This window comes from Tessaracoccus sp. MC1679, assembly GCF_014164775.1.
Lineage (GTDB): Bacteria > Actinomycetota > Actinomycetes > Propionibacteriales > Propionibacteriaceae > Arachnia.
This window is the reverse complement of record NZ_JACJGB010000001.1, coordinates 351,493-369,555: the sequence shown is the minus strand read 5'-3', so window position 1 is coordinate 369,555 and position 18,063 is coordinate 351,493. Positions and strand designations below refer to the sequence as shown.

The 18,063-nt window shown below is 70.0% G+C and carries 18 protein-coding genes and 1 riboswitch; of the genes, 8 read left to right on the top strand and 10 right to left on the bottom strand.

The window, feature by feature from the left end; genetic code table 11:
• The first annotated feature begins 305 nt into the window (after nt 1–305).
• The 5 genes from H5398_RS01835 to H5398_RS01815 are packed head-to-tail and all read left to right on the top strand — an operon-like array spanning nt 306 to nt 5,011.
• On the top strand, nt 306–1,148 hold the full coding sequence (locus tag H5398_RS01835; protein ID WP_182798783.1) for a siderophore-interacting protein: 843 nt from the start codon (nt 306–308) through the stop codon (nt 1,146–1,148).
• Nucleotides 1,149–1,175: 27 nt separating this feature from the next.
• Nucleotides 1,176–2,225 (top strand): iron-siderophore ABC transporter substrate-binding protein, encoded by a 1,050-nt coding sequence (locus H5398_RS01830; protein ID WP_182798782.1) that lies wholly within the window; start codon nt 1,176–1,178, stop codon nt 2,223–2,225.
• Complete coding sequence (locus tag H5398_RS01825; protein WP_182798781.1) at nt 2,222–3,196, top strand: iron ABC transporter permease; 975 nt, start codon at nt 2,222–2,224, stop codon at nt 3,194–3,196. Before H5398_RS01830 ends, H5398_RS01825 begins: the two co-directional genes overlap by 4 nt.
• Nucleotides 3,193–4,212 carry an iron chelate uptake ABC transporter family permease subunit gene (locus H5398_RS01820; RefSeq protein WP_182798780.1) on the top strand — a complete coding sequence of 340 codons (1,020 nt, stop codon included), beginning with the start codon at nt 3,193–3,195 and terminating at the stop codon, nt 4,210–4,212. The genes H5398_RS01825 and H5398_RS01820 overlap by 4 nt, the downstream gene beginning before the upstream one ends.
• The gene (locus tag H5398_RS01815) at nt 4,205–5,011 is read left to right on the top strand and encodes an ABC transporter ATP-binding protein (protein WP_182798779.1); all 807 of its coding nucleotides are present in this window, start codon (nt 4,205–4,207) and stop codon (nt 5,009–5,011) included. Before H5398_RS01820 ends, H5398_RS01815 begins: the two co-directional genes overlap by 8 nt.
• A gap of 245 nt (nt 5,012–5,256) precedes the next feature.
• On the opposite strand, the gene H5398_RS01810 is transcribed toward H5398_RS01815, so the two are convergent.
• A complete protein-coding gene (locus H5398_RS01810; RefSeq protein WP_182798778.1) occupies nt 5,257–7,815 on the bottom strand; it encodes a glycogen/starch/alpha-glucan phosphorylase in 2,559 nt (852 codons plus the stop codon).
• Between the two features lie 171 nt (nt 7,816–7,986).
• Between H5398_RS01810 and H5398_RS01805 the strand changes: the two genes are divergently transcribed.
• Nucleotides 7,987–9,471 carry a hypothetical protein gene (locus H5398_RS01805; protein ID WP_182798777.1) on the top strand — a complete coding sequence of 495 codons (1,485 nt, stop codon included), beginning with the start codon at nt 7,987–7,989 and terminating at the stop codon, nt 9,469–9,471.
• Between the two features lie 3 nt (nt 9,472–9,474).
• On the opposite strand, the gene H5398_RS01800 is transcribed toward H5398_RS01805, so the two are convergent.
• The 6 genes from H5398_RS01800 to tdh form a co-directional block, all read right to left on the bottom strand.
• Nucleotides 9,475–10,161 carry a TenA family protein gene (locus tag H5398_RS01800; protein ID WP_182781536.1) on the bottom strand — a complete coding sequence of 229 codons (687 nt, stop codon included), beginning with the start codon at nt 10,159–10,161 and terminating at the stop codon, nt 9,475–9,477.
• On the bottom strand, nt 10,158–11,018 hold the full coding sequence (gene thiD / locus H5398_RS01795) for a bifunctional hydroxymethylpyrimidine kinase/phosphomethylpyrimidine kinase (RefSeq protein ID WP_182781537.1): 861 nt from the start codon (nt 11,016–11,018) through the stop codon (nt 10,158–10,160). Before thiD ends, H5398_RS01800 begins: the two co-directional genes overlap by 4 nt.
• Nucleotides 11,015–11,695 (bottom strand): thiamine phosphate synthase, encoded by a 681-nt coding sequence (locus tag H5398_RS01790; protein ID WP_182798776.1) that lies wholly within the window; start codon nt 11,693–11,695, stop codon nt 11,015–11,017. Before H5398_RS01790 ends, thiD begins: the two co-directional genes overlap by 4 nt.
• Nucleotides 11,692–12,567: a hydroxyethylthiazole kinase gene (thiM, locus tag H5398_RS01785; protein WP_182798775.1), complete on the bottom strand. Its 876-nt coding sequence runs from the start codon at nt 12,565–12,567 to the stop codon at nt 11,692–11,694. The genes H5398_RS01790 and thiM overlap by 4 nt, the downstream gene beginning before the upstream one ends.
• Nucleotides 12,561–12,656, bottom strand: a riboswitch (TPP riboswitch). (Overlaps the previous gene by 7 nt.)
• Before the next feature lie 111 nt (nt 12,657–12,767).
• Nucleotides 12,768–13,967 carry a glycine C-acetyltransferase gene (locus tag H5398_RS01780; protein WP_255443498.1) on the bottom strand — a complete coding sequence of 400 codons (1,200 nt, stop codon included), beginning with the start codon at nt 13,965–13,967 and terminating at the stop codon, nt 12,768–12,770.
• 17 nt (nt 13,968–13,984) lie between these two features.
• The gene (gene tdh, locus H5398_RS01775; RefSeq protein ID WP_182781541.1) at nt 13,985–15,013 is read right to left on the bottom strand and encodes an L-threonine 3-dehydrogenase; all 1,029 of its coding nucleotides are present in this window, start codon (nt 15,011–15,013) and stop codon (nt 13,985–13,987) included.
• A gap of 67 nt (nt 15,014–15,080) precedes the next feature.
• Between tdh and H5398_RS01770 the strand changes: the two genes are divergently transcribed.
• Both H5398_RS01770 and H5398_RS01765 read left to right on the top strand, forming a co-directional pair.
• Nucleotides 15,081–15,362 carry a DUF2277 domain-containing protein gene (locus tag H5398_RS01770; RefSeq protein WP_182798773.1) on the top strand — a complete coding sequence of 94 codons (282 nt, stop codon included), beginning with the start codon at nt 15,081–15,083 and terminating at the stop codon, nt 15,360–15,362.
• Entirely contained in the window at nt 15,359–15,928 is a 570-nt protein-coding gene (locus H5398_RS01765) for a 1,4-alpha-glucan branching protein (protein ID WP_182798772.1), read from the top strand. The genes H5398_RS01770 and H5398_RS01765 overlap by 4 nt, the downstream gene beginning before the upstream one ends.
• Nucleotides 15,929–15,980: 52 nt before the next feature.
• Here the strand turns inward: H5398_RS01765 and H5398_RS01760 are convergent, their stop codons facing one another.
• The 3 genes from H5398_RS01760 to H5398_RS01750 all read right to left on the bottom strand — a co-directional run bounded on the left by H5398_RS01760 (nt 15,981) and on the right by H5398_RS01750 (nt 17,981).
• Nucleotides 15,981–16,940, bottom strand: a complete 960-nt coding sequence (locus H5398_RS01760; protein WP_182798771.1) for an L-lactate dehydrogenase — start codon at nt 16,938–16,940, stop codon at nt 15,981–15,983.
• Between the two features lie 104 nt (nt 16,941–17,044).
• Nucleotides 17,045–17,542: a carbonic anhydrase gene (locus H5398_RS01755; protein WP_182781545.1), complete on the bottom strand. Its 498-nt coding sequence runs from the start codon at nt 17,540–17,542 to the stop codon at nt 17,045–17,047.
• A gap of 73 nt (nt 17,543–17,615) precedes the next feature.
• Entirely contained in the window at nt 17,616–17,981 is a 366-nt protein-coding gene (locus H5398_RS01750; protein WP_182798770.1) for a winged helix-turn-helix domain-containing protein, read from the bottom strand.
• Nucleotides 17,982–18,063 lie beyond the last annotated feature (82 nt).

The window sequence follows — 18,063 nt, the reverse complement described above, 5'->3', positions numbered from 1 at the left end:
GAGACCCTGGGCAACGGCCGCCCGGGCATCGACTCACGGCTCACCGCACCTGACCACAAGATCGGCGTGAAGGTGGTAGTCACGACCCTTCGAGACGGCACCCGCGCCTTCGGCGGCGCGCCTCCTCAGGGAGCGAAAGGACGGGCCGCGCCGCTTCGGGCGGCCCTCCTCAGGGAGCGAGTGAGGGCGGCCTCCTCAGGGTGCGGGTAGGGGTCGGCCCTCTTCAGGATTGGGGCCGGCCTTCCCGATGCTCATTAAGCAAGACGCCCTTTGCGTAATGCTCAGGTTAGGGTACCCTTACTCGCGTGAGCATCTCGACCCTGCTGGAGAAGGCACAGTCCCGGATCGCCAAGGCGACCAACCGGGGCGCTATGGCCCCCATGCCGGAATCGGCCGGGCATCGGCTGATCGAGGCCGAAGTGGTGGCCGTCGGATCCCCAGCCGCCTCCGTCCGGCGCATCACCCTCCATGCGGAGGGCTTCGTCGGGCTGGGATTCGCCAGCGCCGACGAGTACTTCGGGCTCCTCATGCCCGGCCCCTCGGGCCGCCTGGTGCTGCCGGACCCTGACCGCCTCAACATCCGTGCCGCCGTCGCCGAGATCCCGGAGGAGGATCGGCCTGTTTTGCGCTGGTACACCGTGCGCCGCCACGATCCGATCGCTGGCACCCTGGATGTCGACATCGTCACGCACGGCACCGCGGGGCCTGGCTCGGCGTGGGCGCTGTCCGCAGCGGCGGGGGATCGCGTCGGATTCCGCCAGTGCGGCGCGCTGTTCCTCCCTGGCGACGCCTCGCGCCTGTGCTTCGTCGTCGACGAGACCGCCGCGCCCGGCCTGAGCGCCATCCTGGAATCGCGCGACCTGGACCCGGACTGCCGCCTCATCGTCGAGGCCTCGGACCCGGCCCACCTCACTCCGATGCCGTGGCACCCCGGGCTCACCGTGGTGAGCCGTGACGGCGCGGCCCCGGGCGAGCGTGCCCTCGCGCTGCTGCGCGAGCTCGACGCGGACGCGTTCGACTACTTCTATCTGTGCGGGGAGAGCGACCTTGCCTCCTCGTGCCGCCGCTACCTCGTCTCCGAGCGTGGCGTCGACAGGCACACGGTCCTGTTCTCCGGCTACTGGAAGCTCGGCCAGGCACGCGTCTGACCGGCCCTACCCTCAAGGAAACCCGATATGCCCCTCCTGTCCCGCGTTGCGGGCGCGGTTGCCGCCGTGCTCGCGCTCAGCGCCTGCTCCACCGGCCCCTCCGCCACGACCGACGGCGCCACCTCGTCGGCCACCGGCCCAGGCTCAGCCTCGACGGCGAGCGACGCCTTCCCCGTCACCGTCACCCACGCCCTGGGGGAGACGGTCATCGAGGCCGAGCCCACCCGGATCGCGACCATCGGCTGGACCGACCACGAGACGCTCGTGTCGCTGGGCGTCGTCCCCGTGGGCGCGGTGGAGATCACCTGGGGCGGCAACGCCGAGGGCTCCACGGACTGGTTCGACGAGGCCGTGGCCGAGCTGGGCGGCGAGCAGCCCAGCCGCTACGACGACTCGGCGGGAGCCCCGATCGAGGAGATCGTGGCGCTTGAGCCGGACCTGATCCTGGCCACGAACTCCGGTCTCACGCAGGAGGAGTACGACACTCTGAGCAAGGTGGCGCCCGTGGTCGCCTACCCCGAGGCGGCGTGGTCCACCTCGTGGCAGGACTCGCTGGAGCTCGTCGGCCAGGCCGTCGGCCGCAGCGACCGTGCGGCGGAGGTTGAGGCCGAGATGAACGCTCTTCTCGAGGACGCCGGGGCCGAGTACCCGGAGATCGCCGGGACGAGTGCGGCCTGGCTGTGGTTCGCCGCGGCCGACTACTCCAAGTTCGGCCTCTACACCGCCACCGACGCCCGCCCGAGGTTCCTGGACGCCGTCGGTTTCGAGACGCCCGCGATCGTCAGCGAGCTCAGCGACGGCGCCCCCGGGCAGTTCTCCGTCGACGTGTCCGCCGAGCGGGCCTCCGAGTTCGACGCGGACGTGATCGTGTTCTACGTCGACGACTCGGTCAAGCTCGAGGACCTGCAGGCCGCCCCCCTGATTCAGGACCTTCCCGCGCTCAAGAGCGGCGCCTTCGTGGCCTCCGGGGACCCGGAGCTGGCGCTGCCGCTGTCCAGCCCCACCCCGCTGAGCATCCCCGTCGCGGTCGAGAAGTTCCTGCCGCTGCTGGCGGAGGCCGCCGCGAAGGTGCAGTGACGCTGACCCGGGCGGCCGGCGGCCTCATCGCCGTCGGCTGTCTGGCGGCCGGGGTGCTGGCCTCCTTCGCGCTCGGCTCGGTGCGCGTGCCGGTGGTCGACGTCGCGTCGTTCCTCACTGGCGGCGACCCGGCCACCGCCACGATCCTCGCCGCCCGCGTGGACCGCACCCTCGTCGGTGTGGTCTGCGGGGCGGCCCTCGCTCTGTCCGGGGCCATCCTCCAGGGCGTCACCCGCAACCCGCTCGCCGACCCGGGCCTGCTCGGCATCAACGCCGGGGCCGCGCTCGCGATCGCGCTCGGCGTCGTCACCGGAGTCGGGGCCTCCCAGGGGACCGTCGTCGGGCTGAGCCTCCTGGGCGCCGGCGCGGCCGCCGTCTTCGTCGCGCTGCTCAGCCGCGGCCGCAACGATCCGGTCCTGCTCGTCCTCCTCGGCGCGGCCGTCACCGCTGCGTGCCTCAGCGCCGTGTCCGCCGTCACGATCCGCAACCAGGCGGCGCTGGAGGTGATGCGGTTCTGGCAGGTGGGCTCCATCGGGGGCCGCGGCCTGCCGCTGCTGCTGCCATCCCTGCCCGTTCTCCTCGCCGGTGCCGGGTTGACGGTGTGGGCCGGTAGCACGCTCAACACGCTCGCCGTGGGCGACGAGCTGGCCACCGCGCTCGGGACCCGCCTCGGCCGGACGAGGGCCGTGCTCACCACCGGCGCGGTGCTGCTCGCGGCCGGCTCGGTGGCCGTCGTCGGCCCCATCGGGTTCGTGGGGCTCGTGGTGCCGCACGTCGTCCGGCTGCTGATGGGGCCCGACTACCGCGTCGTGATCGCTGGCTCCCTGGTGCTGGGCCCGGTGCTGCTGCTCACCGCGGACATCATCGGCCGCGTGGTAATGCCCCCCGCGGAGATCTCCGCCGGCCTGGTGGTGCTCCTGCTGGGAGCCCCGGTGCTGGTGGCGCTGGTGCGCAGGTCGGTGCACGCATGAGCGCCGCCTCACTCCTCGCCGCGACGGTGCGCCGCCGCCGGCTCCTCCTCGCGGCCGCCGCTGCCGTGACCGTGGGGCTGTTCCTCGTGCGGGCGCTGCTGGGCGACTACCAGATCGCCGCCGTCGACGCGGTGCGGATCCTGATGGGTGAGGACCTCGGCCCGGCGAGCTTCATCTTCCTGGAGACGAAACTGCCGATCGCGCTGGTCGCCCTCGCCTCGGGGATGGCGCTGGGTGGCTCCGGCGCCGCGTTCCAGTCGATGCTGCGCAACCCCCTGGCGAGCCCCGACGTGATGGGCGTGACGCTCGGCGCCAGCGCGGCCGCCATCACCGGTCTCGTCGTGTTCGGGCTGAGCGGCGCGCAGGTCACCGCCGCGGCCTTCGCCGGCGGGCTCGCGGTGGCGGTGGGAATCTTCGCGCTCTCCGGCGGCGCCCACTCGGCGTCGAACCGGATCATCCTCATCGGCCTCGGGCTGGCGTTCGCGCTGCAGGCGGTCATCCACTGGGTGCTCATCCGCGGCAGCGTCTACCAGGCCCGCGACGCGATGAGGTGGCTCGGCGGCAGCCTGAGCGGGGTGAACTGGGACGGCGTTGGCCGGATCTGGGTGGCTGTTGCGGTGGGGCTGCCGCTGCTGCTGATGCTGGGCCGTCCGCTGCGGCTGATCGAGGTGGGCGACGACCTGGCCGGCGGGCTGGGCGTGCGGGTGTCGCGGGTGCGGCTCGCGGTGCTGCTGGTGGTGGTGCTGCTCACCGCGGCGGCGACCTCGGTGGCGGGGCCGATCGCCTTCGTCGGCCTGCTCGCCGGACCCATCGCGCGCCGGCTCAACCAGGGGCGCTCGTCGTTGCCGTTGGCGGCGCTCGTCGGGGCGATGGTCGTCCTCGGCGCGGACCTGCTGGGTGACGCCCGGTGGCCGTGGGGGCCCCTGCCGGTGGGGATCATCACCGGGCTTCTCGGCGCGCCCATGCTGGTGGCGCTGCTGCTGCGTTCAACCTCGGAGGAGGAGATCCATGGGTGAGCTGATCGCACGCTCGGTCACGCTGGGCTACGGCGAGCGTGTCGTCGCACGGGACCTGGACTTGGAGGTGCCGGCGGGGCGGATCACGAGCATCGTCGGGCCCAACGGCTGCGGGAAGTCCACGCTGCTGCGCGGCTTCAGCCGGCTGCTGGCGCCGTCGTCGGGGCAGATCCTGCTCGACGGCGACGACGTGGCCACGCTGCCCGCCCGCGAGCTGGCGCGGCGGCTGGGGTTGCTGCCGCAGTCGCCGATCACGCCGGAGGCGATGACGGTCGCGGAGCTGGTGGGCCTGGGAAGGCACCCGCACCGGGGGATGCTGGGTGGATGGTCGCGGGCGGATCAGGACGCCGTCGACGAGGCCCTGGGGATGACCCGGACGGCGGAGTTGGCGGGGCGACGGGTGGACCAGCTGTCGGGCGGGCAGCGTCAGCGGGTGTGGATCGCCACCGTGCTCGCGCAGCGCACCGCGACCCTGCTGCTGGATGAGCCCATCTCGTTCCTCGACATCGCGCGCGCCGTCGAGGTGCTGGACCTCGTCGTCGACCTCAACCGGCAGCGGGGCACGACGGTGGTGATGGTGCTGCACGACCTCAACCTGGCCGCGCGCTACAGCGACCGGCTGATCGCGATGCGCGAGGGCGCCGTTGTCGCGGCGGGTGCGCCGTCGGAGGTCGTCACGGAGGAGATGGTGCGCGACGTCTTCGGCGTGCCCAGCCGGGTGATCCCCGACCCGGTCTCGGGCACCCCACTGGTGGTCCCGATCGGCCGCCACCACGTCAGCCCTCCACCTCCTGGGTGAGGGGCGACGAGCATAGCGACGACCCCTTCCGTTGGCTGAGCAGCGAGGAGCGTAGCGACGAGCCTCGAAGCCTGTGAAACGTGAGCTGACAAGGTCACGTTCTTTAGGCTTCGAGGCCGCTTCGCGGCACCTCAGCCAGCGGTGGGGGACGGGTTCGCGGCTCCTCAGCCAGCGGTGGGACGGCGGCTGGGAGCGCTGAGGGCCCCTGCCGGTCAGCAGGGGCCCTCAGCGTCGGTGAACCGGGGTCAGATCATCGGGGTGGTGTGCCAGATGCGCTGCAGGTAGTCGCGCATCGAGCGGTCCGAGCTGAAGTAGCCGCTGCGCGCCACGTTGAGGATGGCTGAACGCGTCCACGCCTTCTGGTCGGCGTACTTCGCCTCCACCTTCGCCTGCGCCTCGATGTAGGGCTGGAAGTCCGCCAGCGCCATGAACCGGTCGTGGTGCAGCAGGTTGAACACCACCGAGTCGAACATGTGGGTGTCGCCGTAGCTGAACTCGCCCGAGAGGATGAGATCCAGCGCCGCCTTCAGCTGCGGGTTGGACTCGTAGTACGAGCCCGGGTTGTAGCCCTTCGCGCCCAGCTCCGCGACCTCCGGCTCAACCATGCCGAACAGGAAGAAGTGCTTGTCGCCCACCAGGCGCCGGATCTCGACGTTCGCGCCGTCGTCCGTGCCGATGGTCAGCGCGCCGTTGAGCGCGAACTTCATGTTGCCCGTGCCCGAGGCCTCCATGCCGGCCAGCGAGATCTGCTCCGAGAGGTCCGAGGCCGGGATCAGCTTCTCAGCCAGGGTCACGTTGTAGTTGGCCGGGAACGCCACCTTGAGACGACCCTCGAGCCGCTCGTCGGAGTTGACCTTCCTGGCCACGGAGTTGATCAGGTGGATCGTGTCCTTGGCCATCCGGTAGCCGGGGGCCGCCTTCGCGCCGAACACGACGGTGCGCGGCGTGACCTCGGAAGCCTCGATCTTGCCGCTGATCACCTGCTCGTACAGCGAGACGATGTGGAGCAGCTTGAGGGACTGGCGCTTGTACTCGTGGAGGCGCTTGACCATCACGTCGAGCATGTGGCCGGCGGGGAGTTCGATACCGTCGCGCTTGAGCAGCAGATCGGTCAGGCGCTTCTTGTTCCACGCCTTGACTTCGCGGAACCTCTCCTGGAACTCGGGGTCGTCGGCGTAGGGCTCGAGCTCCTTGAGCCGCTCAAGATCCGTGACCCAGCCGGGGCCGATGTGGTCCGTGATGAGTTCGGCGAGCTTGAAGTTGGCCATCCGCACGAAGCGACGCGGGGTGACGCCGTTGGTGACGTTGGTGAACTTGTCCGGCCACAACTGGGAGAAGTCCGGCAGCACCTTGTCGCGGAGGAGCTGCGAGTGCAGCTCGGCGACGCCGTTGACCTTGGTGCCCGCCACGGTGGCCAGGTAGGCCATCCGAACGCCGCGCTCCGGGTACTCGGTGATCATCGACATCCTGCGGGCGCGCATCTCGTCGCCCGGGAACGCCTCGCGCACCTCGGCGAGGAACTCCTCGTTGATCCTGAAGATGATCTCCAGGTGGCGCGGCAGCAGGCGCCCGAGCAGCTCGGTCGACCACACTTCGAGGGCCTCAGGCAGCAGCGTGTGGCAGGTGTAGGCGAAGCAGGACCTGGTGACCTTCCACGCCTCGTCCCACTCGAAGCCCTTGTCGTCGATGAGGACGCGCATGAGCTCCGGCACGGCGATGACGGGGTGGGTGTCGTTGAGCTGGAAGATGATCCGCTCCGACAGGTTGTGCAGGTCGAAGCCCTCCTCGAGCTCGTTGGTGAGGAAGTCGTGCAGCGAGGCCGCCACGAAGAAGTACTGCTGCTGCAGGCGCAGCTCCTTGCCCTGCGGCGTCGAGTCCTCGGGATAGAGCACCTTGGAGATGTTCTCCGCGAAGGTCTGGGCTCGCACCGCCTGGGCGTAGTCACCTGCGTTGAAGATCTGGAGATCGAACGCCTTGCTGGCCGATGCGCTCCACAGCCGCAGCGTATTGACGCGACCGTTCAGGTACCCCGGCACCATGTAGTTGTAGGGGACGGCCAGGACGTTCCAGGCGGGAACCCAGCGGGTGTGCTCGCGGCCGTCTTCGTCCAGGGAGGTCTCGGTGTGACCGCCGAAATTGACCTGGACGCTGGCCTCGGGGTGCGGGAACTCCCACGGCGAGCCGAGGGCCAGCCACGTGTCGGGCTGCTCGACCTGTCGCCCGTCGACGAAGGTCTGGCGGAAGATGCCGTACTCGTAGCGGATTCCGTAGCCGATGCTGGGGACGTCCATGGTGGCCATGGAGTCGATGAAGCAGGCGGCGAGGCGGCCGAGGCCGCCGTTGCCGAGGCCTGGCTCCACCTCCTGGGCGCGGAGCGTGGGGAGATCGATCCCACAGAGTTCGAGGCCCTGCTTGGCGATGTCGCTCAGGTCCGTGGCGAGCAGCGCGTTGCCCAGCTGCCGTCCGAGGAGATACTCGGCGGACAGGTAGCCGATGGTCTTGACCTTCGCCTCGCGCGTGGTGCGCTTGGTCTCGAGCCAGCGGGCCATCAGGTAGTTCTTGACGGTGCTGGCGAGGGCGAGGTACTGGTCGTTGACGCTCGAGCCCGAGAGGGTCACACCCTGGTTGGTGTTGAGCTCGTGCAGGAACTCTCGCACGAAGCCGTCGACCGAGAACGGCGGGGCGCCGACGGGTGCCGTGGCGAGGGGGTGCTTCGGGGTGGAGGCGGGTCCGTATGTGCGGGTATCAGTGTTGGGCGTCTCGTCCGCGGGGAACGGCCGTCCAGGCTGCGGGATATCAGGCATGGCGCAAACATTAGTTGAGCGGCGGTAGAAAGTCGCAACCCTCCGGGGTGCGGACATCGTCCCGTGGCCGGCGGGGGAGGTGGATGGGCGCCGCGCAATCGCGGGGCGCACGACGATGACGTGCGCTCGGCGACCACCCCGGCCCCCCACTCGGATCCCTAGGATGGGGCCATGATGATGCTCTACGTCCTTCTCGGGGCGATGAGCGTCGGGTCGCTGATGGCCATGATGACTGATCCCTTCAGCAGGTTGTCGATCGTTCGCCGTCCATATGTGGCGGAGATGAAACTCAACGCCATCGAGGCGATCGACTCAAACGCCAGGCTGAGGGTGCGCACAGGCCTCCGCTACAGGGTGTTCGGGATGGCAAAGAACGCCTTTCACATCCTCGCCAGCCGATACTCGTTGCGTCCCCGGACGGGAAGGGGTGCGTCAGTGGATCGGATCATCGAGGAGATCTACCGGCTCCGCTTCGATCCGTCCAAACTGTTGCTGATCTCGGGAGACCACTTCTCTTCGCTGTTCGTCCGCAATCTCGGCGTGTTCTACTACCCCACGCTGGACACCCAGCTGCCTGCCACCGACGATCAGTGGCGTGACCGGCAACTTGTCTATCTGCAGACGCTGGCCTACGCGCTCGGTGTTTTCGACAAGACCGATGACCTCGCCACCACCATCGTCCCGATTGGGCCGTGGGAGGCGACCTGCGTCAACTTCCATTCCTACCCGTCAGACACCCTCTACGGCATGCTGTACGCGCTCGGCGCGCTGCTCGGCAGAGAACCGGCTCGGGCGGCGAGCTACGGCGAGGAGCAGTCGGTGCTCGGCACCCGGGAGGCTGCGGCGCTGCTGCTCGACACCTACCGGGGCGCGCTGATCCGCCACTACCTGGGCTACCGTCGCCGCGTGTTCGACGAGGACCTCGGCCTGATCGATCCGTCGGTGACCATGTCCGGCGCCAAGGACATCGTGAAGCGTGAATCGTCCTTCTACGACAACGTGGTCTTCTGGAAGACCACCCACCTCGCCATGGACCTGGGCCTCATCCCCACGGACCTCAATTTCCTGGCCCGGCTGAAGTCGCGCATCCTCAACACGTTCTGGCTCGACGATGACGGACATTTCCTGGAGGACCTTTCCGCTGAGGGAACGTCTCGACGGCTCTACTCCTCGGATTGGCTCATCGTGCTGGCCACCCGCTTCCTGGATCCCGAGTCGCCTGATGAGCGGCACTATTTCGAGAGGTCCGTGGATTACATTCGCGCCGAGGGGATTGCGCACCCCTTCGCCATCAAATATCAACAGGAGCGGCGGTCGCATCGCCAATTTGCCGTGGTCCGCTTCGCGGTGCCGAACTACGGTGGCGACTCGATCTGGAGCTTCTGGGGCATGGAGTACATCAAGACACTCCTGCTGCTCTTTCGGTCCACCCGGTTGGAGGGGTATCTGGAGGAGGCGGATCGCCACATCGGGCATTTCGAGGCCGCCATGCGCCGCGATCGCGGTTTTCCCGAGGTGTACGACGCGCAGGGCGATCTGCTCCAGACGCCGCTCTACCGCAGCGTCCGGATGACGGGGTGGGTGATCGGATTCGATCAGGTGCGGGCCATGCGCAGGGCCTTGGCCGGAGGCTCGGCGCAGCGCACGGCCGCCTGATTCTCAGGCTTCCCAGACCTCCAGCGCGTAGGCCCGTGCCCAGAACTGTTCCTCGTACCAGGTTGCGTCGACGAAGGCGGTGAGCATCCGCTCGCGGGTCGCGCCGTCGCTTGAGGCAGCCGTCTCATCGAGGAGTGTGATGGCCTCGCGCGTCACCTGCTGGAAGGCCGCGTCTGCGTAGGCGGCCACCCAGCCGGCGTAGGGGTGGCCGTCGAGGTGGGCGGCCCTGTCGGCGAGGGTGGCGCCGACGTCCGCGTAGACCCAGTAGCAGGGCAGCACCGCCGCCACCCCTACCGCGTACGGCTCGAAGGCGGTGGCCGCCAGCAGGGAGTTGACGTAGGCCCGGGTGGTGGGGGATGCGACGGCGGGGCGCGGAAGGTCGCGGAGGCGGTCGTCGGCCAAGAGGGCGTCGTGCATGAGGACCTCCGCCTCCACGGCCTCGCCGGCGCTCCGGGCCCAGAAGGCCGCCTCGCGGGAGGTGGGAGCGCGGGAGGCGAGCGTGGCCAGCGCACGGGTGTAGCCGCGGAGATAGAAGTCGTCCTGGCCGAGGTACTCGACGAAGCGGCGGGGCTCCAGGGTGCCGTCGGCAAGCTCGGTGAGGAGTGGGAGACGGTCGATGCGCGCCCGGATGGCTGAGGTGGCCTCCCACGCCTGGGTGCTGAACGGGCCGGGGGCCCAGTCGATGCTCACAACCCCACCTCGGCGCGCCCCACGAGGTGGTCGACGGGGCCGTGGCCCGAGTGGGGGGTGCGGCTGAGGGTCCACCGCGAGCCAGAGTCCAGGGCGCGCATCAGGTAGTCCCGGGCCTCCTCCACCGACTCCAGCCGCACGCCAGTGGCGCGAGTGTCGCCGCGGCGGGCGGCGACGGCGGCGATGGCGGAGCTGAGCGTGCAGCCGGTGCCGTGAGTATGGCGGGTGTTGAAGCGCGGGCCGGTCAGCAGCGCCAACTCTGTGCCGTGGGCGAAGACGTCGGTGAGCTCCGGGTCGGTGAGGTGCCCGCCCTTGGCCAGGACGGCGCGCACTCCTGCCGCCACCAGTTGCCGGGCCTGGCGGATGAGGCCGTTGGTGTCGGTCACGGGCGGTTGGTCCAGGAGGACGGCCGCCTCGGGGACGTTCGGGGTCACCAGGTCCGCGAGGGGGAGCAGGCGGGTGCGCACCACGTCGATGGCGTCGTCGGTGAGCAGCGCGTCGCCGGAGGTTGCAATCATGACGGGGTCCAGGATGATGAGGCCCGCGTCGTCGCGGCGTTCCTCCAGGACGTCGGCGACGGCGTTGGCGACGGCTGCGTTGGAGAGCATGCCGAGCTTCGTGGCGGCGACGGGGAGGTCGTCGAAGACGGCGAGGATCTGGTCGCGGACGAAGGCCGGGTCCACGGGGCGGGCCTGGCGGACGCCCTGCGTGTTCTGGACCGTGAGTCCGGCGAGCGCCGCCGCGCCGTAGACGCCGAGCGCGGTGAAGGTCTTGAGGTCGGCCTGGATGCCGGCGCCGCCGCTGGGGTCTGAGCCGGCGATGCTGAGGGCGATCTTCGGGGTGGATGTTCGTGTCATCGGGTTCTCCAGAGTGCGAGCAGCTCGTCGGCGGCCGCTCGGGGATCGGGCGCGGTGGTGAGGGCTGAGACCACACAGATGCCGTCGACCCCGGTGGCGATCGCCACGGCGGCGTTGGTGGCGTTGATGCCGCCGATCGCGACAGTCTTGGCCCGTCCCGCGGTGCGCAGGACCAGGCGGGCGGCGCCGTCGAGGCCCAGGGCGGGGGCGGCGTCGGTCTTGGTGGGGGTGGCCCAGAGCGGCGAGAGGCCGAGGACGTCCGCGGTGAGGTCGCTCAGCTCCGCGTCCAGCTCGGCCTCGGTCGAGATGCTGAGACCGATGAGAAGGTCGCGGCCGAGGCGGGCGCGGGCCTGGCTGATGGCGCCGTCGTCCTGGCCCTGGTGGAAGTGGAGGCCGAGTTCCTCGGCGACGTGGAGGCGGTCGTTGACGACGAGCGCCGTGGTGCGTCCGGTGGCGTCGAATGCCCTGTCACGGGCGTCGACGCAGGCGCGGGCCAGGGCGAGGAACTCGGTGCCGTGGAGGTCCTTGTCGCGGATCTGCACCACGCCGGCGCCGCCGAGGATGGCCTGCTCGACGATCCCCGGCACGTGGGCCGGGCCGCCCGACATCGCGGTGTCCGTGACGTAGTAGACGCGCCAGTCCACACCGTCGGCGAGGCCTGGCGTGGCCTGCGTCATGGCTGCTCCTCGACGGTGACGAGGGCGGCGACCTCGTCGGGGGTGAGCGCGTGAAGGGCGTCGAGCCAGGCGGTGCGGAAGCTGCCCGGGTGGCGGGCCTCGCGTGCTGCGGCCAGGCCCGCGGCGCCGAAGAGGGCGTGGGCGGCGACGACCGCGTCGTGGGAGGCGTGCGGGGCAGGGCCGTCGGCACGGGTGGCGCCAAGGGCCGCCGCGACAGTCGCGCCCAGCGCGCACCCGGTGCCGATGACCAGCGGCATGAGCGGGTCGCCGCCGGTGACGCGCGTGGTGCGGGTGGGGCTGACGATGACGTCGACGGGCCCGGAGATGGCCACGACGGCGCCGGTCTGTGCGGCCAGCTCGCGGGCGGTCTCGACGGCGGCCTCCACCTCGTCGGTGGCGTCCACCCCGCGCCCCCCGCCGCTGGCCCCGGCGAGGCCGAGGATCTCGGAGGCGTTGCCGCGGATGGCGGTGGGGCGGTGGGCGAGAAGGTCGCGGGCGAGCTGGGTGCGCACGGGGAGGGCGCCGACCGCGACCGGGTCCAGGACCCAGGGGGTGCCGGCGCCGTCTGCGGCCGCCGCCGCGCGCCTCATGCCCTCGTGTTGCTCGGAGAGCCCGTTGCCGACGTTGATGAGCAGGGCTGAGGCCACCGTCGCGAAGATGGCGGCCTCCTCGGGGAGGTCGATCATGGCGGGGGCGGCGCCGGCGGCTAGGAGCACGTTGGCGGTGATCTCGGGCACGACGGTGTTGGTCATGCAGTGCACGAGCGGGGTGGCGGCCCGGACGGCGGTGAGGATGGCGCTCGTCGGTCCGAGGGTGGAGGCGTCGCTGGCTTTGGTGGCGTCGTCGGGTGGGGAGGGTGTGGGGTTGGTCATGAGTGGTGGCTCCCTTCGCTAGCACGACCTAGATCAGGTGTTGCGGGTGTGTTCTCAGCCCCGACTTCGGGGCACCCCGGCGTCGGCGAGCCTACCAGCCGCCCTTCCCGCCCCGCTGACCGCGGAGAAGTGCCCGTTGTGGCGGTGTCCCGGTGGTGGTCTGAGCGTGGGGCCCGTCACTGGGGGACCGTCTCCGCGGATTAGGCGGGGTGAGCGTCGCCGACGGCGGCGCGGGCCGCCACGAACGCCTCCACCGCGACATCCAAGTCCGCCCGCGACAATCCCGCCGACATCTGGGTCCGGATCCTGGCAGCCCCCCTCGGTACGACGGGGAACGAGAACGCCCTCACGTAGACGCCCCGGGCGAGGACCTCGTCGGCCATCCTCGCCGCCAGCACCGCGTCACCGAGCATCACCGGCACGATCGCGTGGTCCGACTCCGGGATCTCGAAGCCTTCCTCCACCATCCGCCGCCTGAAGTACGCCGTCTTCTCGGCCAGCTGTTCCAGCAGCGACGACGACGACTCCAGCAGCTCCAGGCACGCGATTGTCGCCGCGACGATCGACGGCGCCAGCGAGTTGCTGAACAGGTACGGCCGCGACCGTTGACGCAGCAGCTCCACCACCTCACGCCTCGCGGACGTGTAACCGCCCGACGCGCCGCCGAGCGCCTTGCCGAGGGTGCCGGTGAGGATGTCCACGCGGTCGATGACCCCGAACCGCTCCGGCGTCCCGGCCCCCGTCTCGCCGACGAAGCCCACCGCGTGTGAGTCGTCGACCATCACCAGCGCGTCGTACTCGTCGGCCAGGGCGCAGATCTCGTCCAGCGGGGCGACGAAACCGTCCATCGAGAACACCCCGTCGGTGGCGATGACGCGGTGCCGTGCCCCCCGCGACGCCTCCAGCTGGGCGCGCAGATCGGTCATGTCGCGGTTGCGGTAGCGGTAGCGGGCGGCCTTGCTCAGCCGCACCCCGTCGATGATGGAGGCGTGGTTGAGCTCGTCGGAGATGGTGGCGTCCTCCGCCCCGAAGAGGGTCTCGAACAGGCCGCCGTTGGCGTCGAAGCACGACGAGTACAGGATGGTGTCCCAGCCGTCGTGACCGTCGGGCCCGCTGCGCAGGAACGCCGTCAGGCGCACCTCGAGCTCCTGATGCAGCGTCTGGGTTCCACAGATGAACCTGACCGACGCCATGCCGAAGCCCCACCTGTCGTAGGCGCGCTTGGCGGCGGCGATCAGCACCGGCGAGTTCGCCAGCCCCAGGTAGTTGTTGGCGCAGAGGTTGATCACCTCGCCCGACGGTGTCCCGACGTGCGCTGCCTGCGCAGTGGTCAGCGGCGCCTCCGTCTTGTACAGCCCGTCCGCGCGCAGCTGTTCGAGCTCGCCGCGGATGTGGTCCATGAATGCCATGGTGCTCCTCACTCGTCCCAGGTCAGGATGACTTTGCCGGCGTGCCCCGCCGCCGCGACATCGAACGCCTCGCGGAACCCTGTTGCGGGGAAGCGGTGCGTGATGACCCCCGAGATGTCCAGCCCGGAGCGAAGCAGGGCGCTCATGGCGTACCAGGTCTCGAAGATCTGCCGGCCGGTGACCCCCTGAATGGTCAGCATGTTGAAGATGATGGTGGTGAAGTCCACCTCGAGCGGCTTCGACGGCGTCCCGAGCAGCGCGATCCGGCCGCCGTGGGTCATGTGCGCGATCATCGACGACAGCGCCGCGCCAGATCCGGACATCTCCAGCCCGATGTCGAATCCCTCCCGCATGTCGAAGCGTTCGTAGACGTCCGCCAGGTCCTCACGGGCGACGTTGACGGTGCTGCTCAGCCCCACGCGTCGAGCCAGTGCGAGCCGCTCGTCGCCGAGGTCCGTGATGACCACGTTGCGCGCCCCCTGGAACTTCGCGACGAGCGCCGCCATGATCCCGATCGGTCCGGCCCCGCTGACCAGCACGTCCTCGGCGAGCGCCGGGAACTGCAGGGCGGCGTGGACGGCGTTGCCGAACGGGTCGAAGATCGCCGCGACATCCGGCTCCACCGGCGTATGGTGCACCCACACATTCGACGACGGCATGGCGAAGTATTCGCAGAAGGCGCCGTCGACGTGGTACCCGATGCCCCGGGTGTTGCGGCACAGGTGCCGCTTCCCCGCGAGGCAGGCCCGGCAGCGCCCGCACACGTAGTGCCCCTCGCCGGAGATGAACTGGCCCACCTCGAGGCCTGTCACCGACGAGCCTAACTCCACGATCTCGCCGCAGAACTCATGCCCCAGGATGAGCGGGGTGGTCACCACCTGCGACGCCCAGCCGTCCCAGCCGTCGATGTGAAGGTCGGTGCCGCAGATCCCGGTGCGCATGACCCGGATGAGCACCTCGTTCGGGCTCGGGGTGGGGCGCGGCAGCTCGATCAGCTCCAGCCCGGGGCCCGGCCGCGTCTTCGCTAGCGCCAACATGGACTCATCGTGGCAGATGACTCCCGGGCGGTGGGCCCGGGCGGGATGTGAACGTAGGCTTGACGGCATGTGTCGCAACATCCGGCCGCTGAACAACTTCGAGCCTCCCGCCACCAGCGACGAGGTGAACGCCGCGGTGCTGCAGTACGTGCGCAAGGTCGCGGGGGTCACCAAGCCCAGCAAGGCCAACGAGGAGGCGTTCCATCGCGCGGTCCACGCCATCGCCCACATCACGGCGGACCTGCTCGACGAGCTGGTCACCACCGCTCCGCCGAAGGACCGGGACGCCGAGCGCGTGAAGGCCCAGGCCCGCGCCGCCAAGCGCTACGCCACCGAGGCCGCATCGTGACGCGCGCCGCCGAGCTGCACGTGGGGGCCAGGCTCACGCCGTCGAAGATCGAGCTGCTCCAGGCCTGGCTGCCCACGCAGCGCTGGTTCTTCGGCGATCCCGCCACGCTCCAGCGCGCCGCCGGCTTCAGGCTGTTGGATCCCGACGGCGAGGTGGGGCTGGACTGCATGGTGATCTCCGCCGGAGGGGAGTACTACTTCGTGCCCGTGACGTGGCGCGCCGCGCCGCTCGACGGCGTGCAGCCGATCGGCACCCTGCAGCACTCGGAGCTTGGCCTGCGCTACTGCTACGACGCGGCGACGGACCCGGTGTTCGTCGACGAGGCGTCGCGGATCATCCGGGAGGCGGACCACGAGGCCGACCTGCGCGACGCCCACGGGGCGCAGCTCCCGATCACCATGACGGCGGACGGCACCGGAGCGCTCCCCGGAGAGGGCGAACGCCTGGAGGTCATGCGCCTGCTGATCAGGGCCGTGCCGACGCCGGACAACGCGGCCGGCTCGCTGATCGGCCGCTGGACGGACCACGAGGGCCCGCGCCACGACGTGCTCGCCATCCTCCACTGAGGGGACTCGCCACCGTGTGCAGGGTCGTGGCGCGACGAGCGACCGAGCCGATCTAGAAGCCCAACCCCTCTGACATCGCGCGGATGTGTTCCGCGCTGGTGCGCAGCCGTGACAACTCGTCCTCGGACACCGGAAGCTCCAGCTGCGTGCCCGCGCCGTCTCGGCCCACCACCGTCGGCACCGCCATGCAGACACCCGAGATCCCGTGCCAACCCTCCAGCATCCGCGACACCGGCAGCACCCGCCGCTCATCGCGCAGCACCGACTCGATGATCCGCGTGGCGGCCAACCCGATGGCGTAGTTGGTGGCCCCCTTGCCCTCGATCACCTCGTAGGCCGCGTTGACCACACGGTGCGCGATGGCGTCCCGCTCATGCTCGCCCAGCCGCCCCGTCGTGCGCTCCCACTCGGTCAGGGGCACGCCGCCGATGGTCGCGGTGCTCCACATGGGGGTCTCGGTGTCTCCGTGCTCGCCGCACACGTAGGCGTGCACGTTGCCCACCGCGACATCGCAGGTGGTGGCGATCAATTGCCGGAGCCGCGACGAATCCAACACGGTGCCGGACCCGAACAGCCGGTTCGACGGCAGCCCGCTGATCTTCAGCGCGGCCTGGGTGGTGACGTCGACGGGGTTGGTGACCATGATGAAGGTGGCGTTGGGGGAGCGCTCCACCAACGGCGGGATCAGCTTGCGGATCAGCCCAACGGTCGAGCCGGCCAGGTCCATCCGCGTCTGGCCAGGCTTCTGCTTGGCCCCGGCCGTGACGACGACGACGTCAGCGCCGCGCGTGATGTCCACGTCGTCCGAGCCCTCGATCACCGCCTCGGGCAGGAACTGCCCGCCGTGGGCGAGATCCAGTGCCTCTGCCCGCACCTTCGGGCCGTTGACGTCGTGCAGGACGACATGCCGGGCGACGCCCCGGATGAGGGCCGCGTAGGCCAGTGACGATCCAACCGCGCCCGCGCCGACGATGGCCAGCTTGGCGCCTTCCCTGTTCTGGGCTGATGACATGGGTCGATTCTGTCAGGTCGAGCAAGCCGGTGGACGCCAAACGCCGGCCAGATGAGGCGGTCGCGCCCATGTCACCGGATGGTTGCCTCGGGGAGGGGGCGCGCTCACGCGATCTGCTCCAGGAGGCTGGTCTCGACGTCGTACAGGAATCCGGCGACCGTCACCCGGTCCGCGATCAGCGGGTGCTGTTGCAGCAGGTGGACGTCGCTGCGGATCCGCCCGTGCTGGTCCGGGTCTGCGCCGATGGGAAGAGGGCCGAGGTCGGTGCCCGTGGTGTCGAGGACGCGCTGTCGGATGGCGTCGTCCTCGCCGCTGGCCATGGCGCAGTGGGTGTGCTGGACCACCAGGATCCGGTTCACGTTGAGCAGGTGGGCCGCGAGAACGCAGCCGGTGAGAGCGTCCGGAGTCACATGACCCCCAGGGGTGCGCAGGATCTTGGCGTCCCCGAGCGTGAGGCCGATCATCTCGAGCGGTTCGAGCCGTGAGTCCATGCAGGTGACGACGGCGACGCCGGCGTGGGCTATCCCATCGAACGGGCGGGGGGCCGACCGCGCGTAGCGGCGATTGGCGGACAGCAGGTCACTGAAGCTGAGCGGGTCCATGTGATGAACGGTAGTGACCCAACATACGAAATACAATTCCGGAAAATCTAGACCGATGCGAGCCCGACGTGACTCAGCCGGGCCGAGGATCAGTCTTGTGGGAGGCGTCGTCGAGGGCGGACGCGCCCGGTGTCGGGGAGCCGTCCTCGGCAGCGTCGTCGGCCGTGCCGAGGGTCGCGATGAAGTCCGCGATGCTGACGCTCCCTTCAAGTGGGTGCCGCATGTAGGTGTTGTCCGCGAGGCTGTATCTGTTTCGACGGCCGGACTTCTCTCTGACAACGTAGCCGTGCGCGACCAGCTCGCCCACGATCTGCTGGACCGCCCGCTCCGTGATGCCCACCTGCTCCGCGAGGTCGCGCATGCGCGCCGTCGGATCCTTGGACAGCGCCACGAGCACATGCCCATAGTTGGTCAGGAAGGTCCAGTCGTCCGATGGCATGGATGAATCCTATTGCGCGAGTTGTAGTTCAGGAATCAGGCCACATCCCATCGAAACGGCGCCGCCCAGGTTCAGGACACCG

Excerpts from the sequence above, each read along its gene's own strand:
- H5398_RS01830 (WP_182798782.1), top strand. The coding sequence starts at position 1,176 with ATGCCCCTCCTGTCCCGCGTTGCGGGCGCGGTTGCCGCCGTGCTCGCG.
- H5398_RS01820 (WP_182798780.1), top strand. The coding sequence starts at position 3,193 with ATGAGCGCCGCCTCACTCCTCGCCGCGACGGTGCGCCGCCGCCGGCTC.
- H5398_RS01815 (WP_182798779.1), top strand. The coding sequence starts at position 4,205 with ATGGGTGAGCTGATCGCACGCTCGGTCACGCTGGGCTACGGCGAGCGT.
- H5398_RS01810 (WP_182798778.1), bottom strand. The coding sequence starts at position 7,815 with ATGCCTGATATCCCGCAGCCTGGACGGCCGTTCCCCGCGGACGAGACG.
- H5398_RS01805 (WP_182798777.1), top strand. The coding sequence starts at position 7,987 with ATGATGATGCTCTACGTCCTTCTCGGGGCGATGAGCGTCGGGTCGCTG.
- thiD (WP_182781537.1), bottom strand. The coding sequence starts at position 11,018 with ATGACACGAACATCCACCCCGAAGATCGCCCTCAGCATCGCCGGCTCA.
- H5398_RS01790 (WP_182798776.1), bottom strand. The coding sequence starts at position 11,695 with ATGACGCAGGCCACGCCAGGCCTCGCCGACGGTGTGGACTGGCGCGTC.
- thiM (WP_182798775.1), bottom strand. The coding sequence starts at position 12,567 with ATGACCAACCCCACACCCTCCCCACCCGACGACGCCACCAAAGCCAGC.
- H5398_RS01780 (WP_255443498.1), bottom strand. The coding sequence starts at position 13,967 with ATGGACCACATCCGCGGCGAGCTCGAACAGCTGCGCGCGGACGGGCTG.
- tdh (WP_182781541.1), bottom strand. The coding sequence starts at position 15,013 with ATGTTGGCGCTAGCGAAGACGCGGCCGGGCCCCGGGCTGGAGCTGATC.
- H5398_RS01770 (WP_182798773.1), top strand. The coding sequence starts at position 15,081 with ATGTGTCGCAACATCCGGCCGCTGAACAACTTCGAGCCTCCCGCCACC.
- H5398_RS01760 (WP_182798771.1), bottom strand. The coding sequence starts at position 16,940 with ATGTCATCAGCCCAGAACAGGGAAGGCGCCAAGCTGGCCATCGTCGGC.
- H5398_RS01755 (WP_182781545.1), bottom strand. The coding sequence starts at position 17,542 with ATGGACCCGCTCAGCTTCAGTGACCTGCTGTCCGCCAATCGCCGCTAC.
- H5398_RS01750 (WP_182798770.1), bottom strand. The coding sequence starts at position 17,981 with ATGCCATCGGACGACTGGACCTTCCTGACCAACTATGGGCATGTGCTC.